Genomic DNA, 10,638 nt, shown 5'->3' on the forward strand with positions numbered 1-10,638 from the left:
ACTACTTACTAATAACGAACAATCTATGAAAATTGTATTTTTTGGCACTCCCGATTTTGCTGTTCCTACTTTATCCAGTTTGCTAAGTCACCCAGAATTTGAGGTGGTGGGTGTGGTGACTCAGCCGGACAAACGCCGGGGAAGGGGCAATAAATTGATGCCTCCACCTGTAAAAGATGTGGCTTTAAATCACAGCCTCCCGGTTTGGCAGCCGCCCCGAATTAAGAAGGATGCGGAAACCCTTGCTAAGTTGCGGGAAGCGGAGGCGGATGTGTTTGTGGTGGTGGCTTATGGCCAAATTCTTTCTCAAAAAATTCTGGATATTCCTAGTTTGGCTTGCGTTAATGTTCACGGTTCAATTTTGCCGAAGTATCGCGGTGCGGCGCCGATTCAGCGCTGTCTTTTTGACGGGGAAAAGACAACAGGAATTACTACTATGCTGATGGATGCTGGCATGGATACTGGGGCGATGCTGTTGAAGGCTTTTGCTGGTATTTCGCTGTTGGATAATGCTGATTATTTGGCGGATAGGTTGGCGGAAATTGGGGCGGATTTGTTGGTGGAAACTTTGGTAAAATTGAGAGACGATAAGGTTAAAGCTGTTGTTCAAGATGATGCTGAGGCGACTTACGCGCCGATGATTAAGAGTGCCGATTATGTGCTGGATTGGTCGAAAAGTGCGATCGCCCTTCACAATCAAGTTAGGGGCTTTTTCCCGGATTGCACGACGACTTTTCGCGGCAATTCTTTGAAGGTGATGGCGACAGTACCCGTCGCGCCGGAATATTGGCTGCAATTACCGCCGGAGTTGAGAGTTTTGGAACGCGAATGGCCTGTTTTAGCCAAGTTGTCGGGCGCAAATGGGGAAGTTGTTAAGGTTGTGAAGGGCTTGGGGGCGATCGTCCAAACCGGTGATGGTTTATTATTGTTGCGGCAGGTGCAGTTACCGGGAAAAAAGGTGCAGTCTGGGGTGGATTTTGCGAACGGAACTCGGTTGGCTGTAGGGGAAGTTTTGGGGAATGCGGGAGTTACGGGTTAGATAGAACCTGGAAAGGTTTATTAGTTTGTTCCCATGTCTGAATAGATTTATAAAGTTTTGTCTCTCGGAAATGAGCAGAGTCATAGGCTAGCCTTAAATTTATTTTTAGTACATTGGGTTCAACCTGCTTAGAGTTACAGGAACCTAATGCTTTGCAAAGTGCGATAGACAAAATAGCAATCATATCGGGACCGCAACAAACGTGCCACATATCTTGAGTATCTGTTTTTAACTTCTCCATATTTGCTCTAATTTCTTGCTCGTCAAGTCCAGGCTTTTGAGAGTGGTTTTTCACAGTTTGAATCAACTTCGATTCATTTAATATTAATGTGCGATCGTCCACAAATTTATTAAAAGCTAAATCTTCAAATTTTAAACAATAATTAAACTTTAGCGAAGCCCATCGCAAATAACCAATAATTTTGGCACTTTCCCATAAAGTCTGGCGGATATCTTTAGCTTTAGTAAAAATCTCAATTTTTTCTGCTGAACCGTGTTCCCTAAGCACCTTTTCCAGTGCTGGCGACTTCAGCAGCATAGTTTCAAGATCGTGAGTATCTGTTAAAAGCAAGTTTTGACTGAGTAGAACAGTTTCTTCTAATATGTCAAAATCAGCATCAACAACAGCTAAAACGCCAGCAAAGTTATCTTTTTCAAGGATATTTAGCACTTTCACAGCATTATCCTTGTTATAAGCATTTTCTACACAACACTTTGTGGAGTCTACTAAGTTTTTCCATACTCGCGAATCTGTATCTCCCTCAGCAATTAAAAAAGAACCGCTGTGTTGGGTGCGTAACATACGAATTGTGTTAGCAATGGAGTCGGAAGAAATATACTCTTTCATTCAACTGGCCCTTTTAACTCCACTGGCCCTTTTAACTCCACTGTCAAATCCCAGCGATCCTCGATAATACTGGGAGAATGAGTTGCTATCAGTACGTCAAAGTCTGCCAACTTAAGAATTGTTTGTAAATCTTTGAGAAACTGCACTTGCCACGCTAAGTGCAGCGAAATTTCTGGTTCGTCAATGAGAATCAGAGAGTTAGGTTTGACTTTGAATAACAACTCGTAAAGCATCACTAATTGGTGCTGTTCCCCGGAGGATAAATCAGTAGGCGACAAAGGCTTGCCGTTGGGAGTGGTAAATATAAAACCCTTTTTTTTGTCAATCCTGATAGTTTTATAGCGAAATCGCTTTGTGATAATTCTTTGAAACAACTCTATTTTAGTAGCGAGTTCGTTAAACAGAGTATTTTTTTTCTCTACATCTTCCAGATAAACATATAAAAAGATTTTTGTTATTTCATTAATATTTTCCTCTAATTGAAAATCAGGATTTTCGTCTTTATCTAAAAGACCAGTTTTGATGAGACTAGAACGTTGTTCTTCAATTTCCTTTAATTTGTTGCGCAGTGCTTCTTCTGTTAAATCTGAGCCTGCTTTGTTCTTGACAAGTCTTGTCGGAAAAGTTCTATCAAGTGATTGAGACAATGCGCCGTATTCAGCCTGCTTTGTTTGAATATTTATTGCCAGTTCCTTAGAATATGTATTAACTGAAAACATCATTGATGGGTGTTCCCAATCTACCCGTCTTTTAGGTAGTTCTGAGAGATGCAACAAACGTTGAGATTCTATAAAACGAACATCGATCGAGCTTTTTATTTCTGACAGCCATTTGGGTTCTTTTTCGGCAATTACATTTTCAAGTTCAAGCCATAAGCGATCGGAGAGTTCGCGGTTCTTTTCTAATTCTAATCCTTTGGCTATATCTAACAGTTGATTTATTCTTTGCTCATTTTTACTGTTATCGAGCCTAATATTACCCTTTGAATCTACAGGTAAATTCAGCGAAAAAGTCTCTAAATTTGATTCAAACGTTAACTTTGTGTCTTGTTCATGCTGGCTATTTTCACCAATATGTTTAGTTATTCGCAGATAAGTACCATTATCAAAGTCTAGTTGAATTTCTGAAAAAGGAATGCTGATAATTTCTGAGTATTGCGAATTAAAAAATCCATTAATTAACCTGATTAAGGCTGTTTTACCAAATCCATTGGGTCCATGAATAATCGTGATTCTATCTTCCAGGTTCAAGGAAACCGGATGATCGAAAATTCCAAAAAGTTTGGTAACAGAAATCTTACTGATTCTCATTTTTCCTTGTGATAAAACCTTGAAATACTCGCTCCATCAATTTTACAGCATACGCATTTGAATATTTCCTTTCCCTAGGGTCACAGAAAAATTATAGCAGATTGCAGGTGGATTAAGTACATATCAGAAACCCTGAATCGGGGCGGGTTCTCCGGCCCACCCCACAAGATTATAAGACGAGGCGGTTGAAACCGCTGTCTTACCTAAAATTCGACTAAAACTTCCTCGCCACCGCCCAACAAACCCTGCGCCGCCTCCAACATACTCTCCGCAACATCTTTCAAATCTTCGCGACTTGCTAAATAAGTTTTCAAAGCTTCTAAGGGTTCTATACTATTATTAGCATTCAATTCGGGCAACCGCGGCCTCGCTAGCTGACTGACTAATTCCGGCTGGATTGTGTAGCTGTGCGCTTCGCCCAGAAGTGTGTGCAATTCTCCGTTGTCGATTAAATCTAATTGTTCCGATCGCAATTGGTAAATCAATCTCACAACCGCGTCTTCTATCGGCTTCTTGCCAATAGCTTTAACTAACTCGGCTTGCGGGTTTTCCGATTCGGAAACATTCACTTTAATAGTCTGAAACACGCGCACGGGCAAAGGGCAAAATTCCCACTCTGCTTTCCCCCGTTCCAAATTAACTAACACAAAACCTTTGTCTTCTTTCTCTTCGCTAAAATCAACTCGTTCGATACTTCCCGGATAAATTACGGGCGGATTGTTGGAAGCGTTGAGATTTTGGTGTTTGTGAACGTGGCCGAGAGCAACATAATCAAAACAAGGGCGAGTTAGCATGGAAACGGGTATGTTAAAACCTTTACCAACTGCTAAAAAACGCTCGGCGCCCAGACTTGCTTTATCTGCCATTAAGTGCGCTAAAAGTACGGTTGGTATGTCGGGGTTGAGGCGCCGGATTTCGCCTTCCATTGCGATCGTCAGTTTTTCGGTTAATAATTGGTTAACATCGCCCATAGACAGGCTTTCAGTCTCGGATCGCGTCATGAGAGTCGATCGAGTCAACCAAGGCAATGTTACCACCTGTACCGGCCCGCTGCGGGTTTGAATCATGTGAGTGTCCAGGCGATCGCCTACAATAAACTTAGGTATCCCCAAAGTCCGGTAAATCCCCAAACTCGCGCCGCCTTGTCCCTGAGAATGTTGGTCGTGATTTCCTACTAGCAATACCGTCGGAATTTGCGCGTCAACCAAGCGGCTGAATTGGCGAGCAAAAGCCTCCTTGACAAACGGTGGAGGCGTCGAATCCGGGAAAGCATCGCCACCGAATATGACTAAATCTACGGGTTCAGAAATTGCTCTATCCATACATTTACTCAGCGTCGCCGCGAAGTCTTCCAGCCGCGTATTTAAACCGGTTTCTGGATTAATCCGGCCGTGAGAAAAGCCGCTTCCCATGTGAATGTCTGAAAGGTGAAGAATTTTAATCATTGTTCTATTTTTGGTGAGTTGTTATACCTAAACATCTGTACGGGCACGGCATTGCCTATTGGTGTCAACTTAAGACTGAAACCCCCGATAAATCTCGCTTTTAACCCAGTCTAGATCCCCCTAAATCCCCCTTAAAAAGGGGGACGCGAGAGAAGATTCTTGTCCCCCCCTTATTAAGGGGGGCTAGGGGGGATCTAAGTTTAATAGTCAAACCGGAGTCTGTGACTGGGTTAGAAGTTAAGTTAATACGAAGAAGGGCAATGCCCTGTCCGTAGCCGTGCCTCAACGTAGTGCTAATTCGACGCTGCGCCGATTTGGATTGATGCGTTTCTCGATCGCAAATATTTGCTTCTCTTCCTCAAAGCCGAGTTCGTTAAACTCTTTAAATAAACATTCTACCTCAATTTTTGCAATAACAGTTTCCAGCCACTTATCAAATGAATCGCATTCAATACTTCTCAAAGGTTGGCTTTTGCAGTCGAAACTGATAATTTGTCCCGGAATACCGCCGAAACAGCCTTTTGTATCCACAACACGCAGCCACACATCATCTACTTTCATAAACGGAATCCATGCTTCGTTCCAATATTCTCCTTGCTGCCATTCTTGAAAATGAATTTTGCTTTGGGCGTCCCAAAAATCTTTCTCCTTCCCAATACATTCCAAAGGTAAGACACTCCTGCCGTGTTCAAAAGGAAACAGCCAGTCATCCTCTACACTCTCATAAGCCGAACCGTTACACCAGCGATAAAAATCATAAAATGTTTCTGGAAGCGATTGTTTGTAACGATTTTTGAATAAATTTATTTCCGGTTCTGCTACACCGGGATTGAGCAAATTTAGGGCGTCAGGACAGCAGCGTTTTAAGGTTTGGGCGAAGGTGCGGACGAGAGGAGTTAGGGGGTGAGAGTGTAGTTTCATACCTCACAAGATAAGCCCGGGGACTTTTTGATAAACTTGTGCGATCGGGCAGCGAAAATCTATACTCATTAACTCTAATTCATCTCCTTGTCGGTAAGTTTGAGAAACCCAATTTCCTTCAGCATTGACTCGAAAACACTCCACTTTGATTTCTGATTGAGTGATGAGTACGTATTCCTGCAAACTCGATGCAGTTTGGTAATCTGCAAATTTATCGCCTCTGTCGAAAGCTGCCGTTGAGGGCGACAAGACCTCAACTACTAAAGATGGATAGAGAATGAAATCTTCAGTAGAACCTGTATCTCTTTCATCGCAAGTTACTGCTACGTCAGGATAGTAATAGCAATTAGCCTCTTCCAGTCGGACTTTTATATCTAACGGTAGAATGATGCAGTCGGTGTCATCTAGATGATTTCCCAGTCGCCTTACTAAGTTGCTAGTAATAATAATGTGAGGTTTTTTGGCCCCCGTCATAGCATAAACGTGTCCGCGCCTGTACTCGTGTTTGATGGGGCTTACTCGTTCGCCTTCTAGGTAATCTTCTGGGGAGATGTAGAAATTATTTTTGCTGACAAACATTGATGTTTCCTCCGCTTATTTTATTTGATACTATTTGTTGAATTTCGCAGACCCGGGTTAGAAACTGCACTGCCGTTTCCCTACAAATTTAACACAACTCCAAAAATCGTGCGTGCCACAATTTGCCACTTTCCGTCAAACCCTGCGATCGCACTTTAATTTTGACTCCCCGAGGGTTAGCCTCGTAGAGTCGGGCAATTTCCTGCATTTCCCCGCTGCTAAAACCCGTTCCCACTGTTCCTACTGGCACTAATTTGCCCTCAATTTCTTGCGCGACTTCGATCGCGCTGAAAGGTCGCCCCGCAACTTTTGTCGGCGTCAACCCGATAATAAACAAATCGTTTTCCTGACAGTATTTAGTCCTCACCATCGGGTATTTTTTAACATCTTTGCCGCCGACATAGCGGCAGTCGTGCAGAACCCAAACTTCTCCTTCTCTGTTTTCAGTTTCCTGCTTCTGGGCTAGCAAAAGTTTTTCTTCTGCGGTGCGATAGGTCGGTATAATTTCAAATTCTTTGGACAAACTAGCCAGCATTTCGCCAACGGCTACTCCCCCTGCGATGCGTTCTGATTCTGCGATTTCAGTGAGGTCTTTGCCGTGGGCAAACAAACATTTAAAAATGGCATAAACTGCGGTTGGCTGGGTTGTCGGAAAACCGCTTTCAATATTAACTGTAGCAGCTTGCGCCCCGGTGCGGTGTTCGCTGCCCGTACAGCTTTTGTAATACAGTTCGCCGTCTAAAACAAAGGTGCCAATTTTAGCGGCTGTGTCGATTAATGTGCGATCGATCTCAACCGATGCCTGTTGCCGCAGGTTAGTTGATCGCGATTGGTAGTATACTTTATCTGGCGTCGCAATGACAACTACTCGATTGCCGTCGCGCTTTGGCTGTCCCCAATAATCGGGATTTTCGATGTAATAAGAACGTTCACTCGGCGCGTCCACCGGCTGCATCGTGACAATCTTTCCCGGCTGCAAATGCGGTGGTAATTCGGGAACAATCGGATTGTAAACAGTCTCTATTTTGGCAGCCGTCGTTGATTTTGCAGCAGGAGCAAGATTGCTGCTAGATTTGTTTGGAGGATTCAGGGCGATCGGCTTTTCTCCGGTTTCTAATTCAAACGCTCTTTTCCAAAAGCCGATCGCCATTTCGGGGTATCCTTCCGACTCCGCGCACAGTGCAAAACCAATAACTTTGGCCGTACCGATGCCGCGCCCGTAATCAGCCAAATACTGCACGGCCCCCGCTTCACCCATCAAGTGCAATTCTCGCGTGACGATGCGATTGTTCCAGCGTTCTCGAATGTCGGCGCTAATTTTCTTAGCTGCTTTTCGCTTTGCTTCGGCGTATTCGGTGCAGTCCATACTGCCTCCTTGCTGTAGGGCTATTTTGACAATATACTTTAACTTGATTCCTTAGTCAAGTTAATTATAACTAAGTTGACAATTAGGTGGTTGTGAATAAACTTAAATATTTTATTTGTGAACTAGATTTATTTTTTAACCGCAGAGGGCACAGAGGGCACAGAGGGCACAGAGGAAGAGTAGAAAGAGATTAATCTAAAATCTCCAATCCCCAATCTCAAATTGATACCTGTTCGCCCCAAAAAATGCTATTGTAGGCAAGAGCCAAACCCTGATAGTCCTCCCTTCCCCATCTCAAATCTCAAATCTCAAATCTAAATAGGTGGTTGTGAATAAACTTAAATATTTCATTTGTGAACTAGATTTATTTTTTAACCGCAGAGGGCACAGAGGGCACAGAGGAAGAGAAGAAAGAGAGAGGGGGTTGTAGTGGTGTTTTGATGGTCAAGCGCAGTAATCTGTTCGTCGCAAATGCTAAGATAACCTCGATCGCGCCTTGAGGTCAATGATGCCACGGCTTGCTTCTTGCGAAGTCTGGTTCGCCAATTTGCGATCGCACGTTTGAGAATTTAAGATCGAGTTTAATCTTACTGTTATGATGCGATTGATTTTGTACAGCAAACCCGGATGCCACTTGTGCCAAGGGTTGCAAGAAAAACTCGAACAGATTGAAAGCCTCAAGTTTCAACTCGAAGTCAGAGATATTACCGAACGCGATGACTGGTTTCAAGCTTATCAGTACGAAGTCCCTGTTTTGTTTAAAGTGCAGCCCCAGCCAATAAATTCTGCTGGCGAGGCTGCATTCTCCCCTGAAGAACTGTTACCCCGTCCTTCTCCCCGCTGCAGTGTCGCCCAATTGGAGCAAATGTTACAGAAATATTTGCAAATCGAGCCGTCACAATAATACGATTTACGCCAAAACTCAGGTCTTAATCCTGGCCTCGCGGTGCGCGGTGCGCACTTTATTCGCTAGCCCTACGGCTGCGCACCGCGCACAGCAAAACCCATAGGGTTTGCACCGCGCACAGCAAAGACTTGTAGATAGCGGCTCAAACAATGTGTTCCGCCAGTCATATTCAAGACATCCAAGTGAGGAGTTTTTTAGATGAAATTGAGAGAATTATTAGCAGCAGTTCCCAGCATTTCCTTTGACGCCAAACATCCCGCCCTCGATGCCGAAGTCAAGGGCTTATCCACTAATTCCCACGCTTGTAAGTCTGGGGATTTATTTTTGGGAATGCCGGGAACGCGGGTAGACGGGGGAGATTTTTGGCAAAGTGCGATCGAATCTGGTGCAATTGCCGCCATAATTTCCACCCAAGCAGCCGAGAAAACACCCCCCCAATCCCCCCTTAGCAAGGGCCTAGAAGAGGTTCCTTCCCCCCTTAGCAAGGGCCTAGAAGAGTTTCCCTGCGTCATCGCAGCAGCCGATATGGCTCAAGTTTGCGGTCAAATAGCAACCGCATTTTACGACAATCCAGCTAGCAAATTAAAACTTGTCGGCGTTACCGGGACTAACGGCAAAACTACCACAACTCATTTAATCGAATTTCTCCTCAATCAAATGCAGTTGCAGACGGCGATTTTCGGCACCCTTTATACTCGCTGGCCGGGCTTCCAACAAACTGCACTTTACACCACACCTTTTGCGGTTGACCTGCAAAAGCAATTAGCAGAAGCTGTAGTCGCCGGATGCAAATATGGCGTGATGGAAGTCAGTTCCCACGCTTTAGCACAGCAGCGAGTTTTGGGCTGTTCTTTTGAAGTTGCTGTCTTTACAAACTTGACTCAAGACCACCTCGATTATCACCGCGATATGGAGGATTATTTTGAGGCAAAAGCCCTTTTGTTCGGTTCTGATTACCTCGCAAATCGCGCTGTAATTAATATTGACGACCCCTACGGCCAGCGGCTAGTTGAAACTTTAAATCCCGACCGAGTTTGGAGTTACAGCACTGTTCTGAAAACGGCAGATTTGTATGCTTTTGATTTGCAGTATCAGCCAAATGGAGTTAAGGGAATGCTGCACACTCCCAATGGCGAAACAGCTTTTTCTTTGCCTTTAGTCGGTCAGTTCAATTTATCCAATATGTTGGCTGCTGTCGGGGCTGTTTTAGGCTTGGGTTTAGATTTGTCCGCAATTGTGGAGAAATTATCTCAGTTTTCGGGAGTTCCGGGACGGATGGAACGGGTGCAAATTAGTCCCGACCAAGATATTAGCGTCATTGTGGATTACGCGCACACTCCAGACAGTTTGGAGAACTTGTTGAAGGCGTCCCGGCCGTTTATTCCGGGTCAGATGATTTGTGTGTTTGGCTGCGGTGGCGATCGCGATCGCACTAAGCGCCCGATCATGGGTAAAATCGTTGCTGAATTAGCCGATTTAACTGTTGTTACTTCCGACAATCCGCGCACGGAAAATCCCGATCGTATTTTGGAGGATATTTTAGCAGGAATTCCCGCCGCCGTAAAGCCGATCGTGATGTGCGATCGAGCCGCTGCAATTCGCACTGCTATTATGGACGCTAAACCGGGAGATGGCGTGCTGATTGCAGGAAAGGGACACGAAGATTATCAAATTTTGGGCACCGAAAAAGTCCATTTTGACGATCGAGAACAAGCGCGAGATGCCTTAAAAGCCAGAATGAATTTGGTTAACTGAATTCGGTTAACTGTTAACGGTTAACCAAATTCGGTTAACTGTTAACGGTTAGCTGTTCCCTGGGTGCGAAATTTGTTGTATTTTTCAGTATTTCTACTAAGGTAGAATCTCATTTGCACTCTTATTATAATAAATAGTAAGACAAAATATTCTAATAAAAAAATAATTATTGCTATGATAGAACTAAGTGGCTATCAAATTCTCGATCGAGTTTACTCAGGCACTCGCACCCTAGTTTATCGCGGAACTCGCCTCTGGGACCAAAAATCTGTAGCCATCAAAGTCTTGCGCAACGAGTATCCCAGCTTCAGCGAACTGTTGCATTTTCGCAATAGACCTCTTGCGAAAGTGCGCTCGTTCTAGGTAAAATAAAAGAAATAATTAGCTCCCATAAGATGAATTACGAACAAGTACAAAAGTTAAACCCCGCCGACTTTAAACGGTACTGTGGACTACATCAAGAGACATT

The 10,638-nt window shown here is 44.1% G+C and carries 9 protein-coding genes and 1 pseudogene; 4 read left to right on the forward strand and 6 right to left on the reverse strand.

All coding sequences use genetic code 11. The annotated features are described in order from the left end of the window. The first annotated feature begins 25 nt into the window (after positions 1 to 25). Positions 26 to 1,039, forward strand: coding sequence for a methionyl-tRNA formyltransferase (gene fmt, locus ACUVJL_RS09545; protein ID WP_445245615.1), 1,014 nt, complete (start codon positions 26 to 28; stop codon positions 1,037 to 1,039). Here the strand turns inward: fmt and ACUVJL_RS09550 are convergent. From ACUVJL_RS09550 to ACUVJL_RS09575, 6 genes are all read right to left on the reverse strand, one after another. Continuing rightward, positions 1,029 to 1,886: a DUF4435 domain-containing protein gene (locus tag ACUVJL_RS09550; protein WP_445245616.1), complete on the reverse strand. Its 858-nt coding sequence runs from the start codon at positions 1,884 to 1,886 to the stop codon at positions 1,029 to 1,031. The genes fmt and ACUVJL_RS09550 overlap by 11 nt on opposite strands. Next, positions 1,883 to 3,196: an AAA family ATPase gene (locus ACUVJL_RS09555; protein WP_445245617.1), complete on the reverse strand. Its 1,314-nt coding sequence runs from the start codon at positions 3,194 to 3,196 to the stop codon at positions 1,883 to 1,885. Before ACUVJL_RS09555 ends, ACUVJL_RS09550 begins: the two co-directional genes overlap by 4 nt. Positions 3,197 to 3,399: 203 nt before the next feature. Further along, positions 3,400 to 4,641 carry an exonuclease subunit SbcD gene (gene sbcD, locus ACUVJL_RS09560; RefSeq protein WP_445245618.1) on the reverse strand — a complete coding sequence of 414 codons (1,242 nt, stop codon included), beginning with the start codon at positions 4,639 to 4,641 and terminating at the stop codon, positions 3,400 to 3,402. A 282-nt stretch (positions 4,642 to 4,923) separates the two neighbouring features. Beyond that, positions 4,924 to 5,562: an SMI1/KNR4 family protein gene (locus ACUVJL_RS09565; protein ID WP_445245619.1), complete on the reverse strand. Its 639-nt coding sequence runs from the start codon at positions 5,560 to 5,562 to the stop codon at positions 4,924 to 4,926. A 3-nt stretch (positions 5,563 to 5,565) separates the two neighbouring features. Next, on the reverse strand, positions 5,566 to 6,141 hold the full coding sequence (locus ACUVJL_RS09570) for a Uma2 family endonuclease (protein ID WP_445245620.1): 576 nt from the start codon (positions 6,139 to 6,141) through the stop codon (positions 5,566 to 5,568). Positions 6,142 to 6,229: 88 nt separating this feature from the next. Beyond that, positions 6,230 to 7,507 (reverse strand): ATP-dependent DNA ligase, encoded by a 1,278-nt coding sequence (locus ACUVJL_RS09575; RefSeq protein ID WP_445245621.1) that lies wholly within the window; start codon positions 7,505 to 7,507, stop codon positions 6,230 to 6,232. 598 nt (positions 7,508 to 8,105) lie between these two features. On the opposite strand from ACUVJL_RS09575, the gene ACUVJL_RS09580 reads away from it, so the two are divergent. From ACUVJL_RS09580 to ACUVJL_RS09590, 3 genes and pseudogenes are all read left to right on the forward strand, one after another. Then, the gene (locus tag ACUVJL_RS09580) at positions 8,106 to 8,411 is read left to right on the forward strand and encodes a glutaredoxin family protein (protein ID WP_445245625.1); all 306 of its coding nucleotides are present in this window, start codon (positions 8,106 to 8,108) and stop codon (positions 8,409 to 8,411) included. A 201-nt stretch (positions 8,412 to 8,612) separates the two neighbouring features. Beyond that, positions 8,613 to 10,169 carry a UDP-N-acetylmuramoyl-L-alanyl-D-glutamate--2,6-diaminopimelate ligase gene (locus tag ACUVJL_RS09585; RefSeq protein ID WP_445245622.1) on the forward strand — a complete coding sequence of 519 codons (1,557 nt, stop codon included), beginning with the start codon at positions 8,613 to 8,615 and terminating at the stop codon, positions 10,167 to 10,169. A gap of 174 nt (positions 10,170 to 10,343) precedes the next feature. Continuing rightward, positions 10,344 to 10,505: pseudogene (locus ACUVJL_RS09590) on the forward strand (serine/threonine protein kinase); the annotation flags it as partial. Between the last annotated feature and the right edge of the window lie 133 nt (positions 10,506 to 10,638).

The sequence above is a fragment of the Microcoleus sp. OTE_8_concoct_300 genome, assembly GCF_031383065.1.
GTDB lineage: Bacteria > Cyanobacteriota > Cyanobacteriia > Cyanobacteriales > Microcoleaceae > Microcoleus.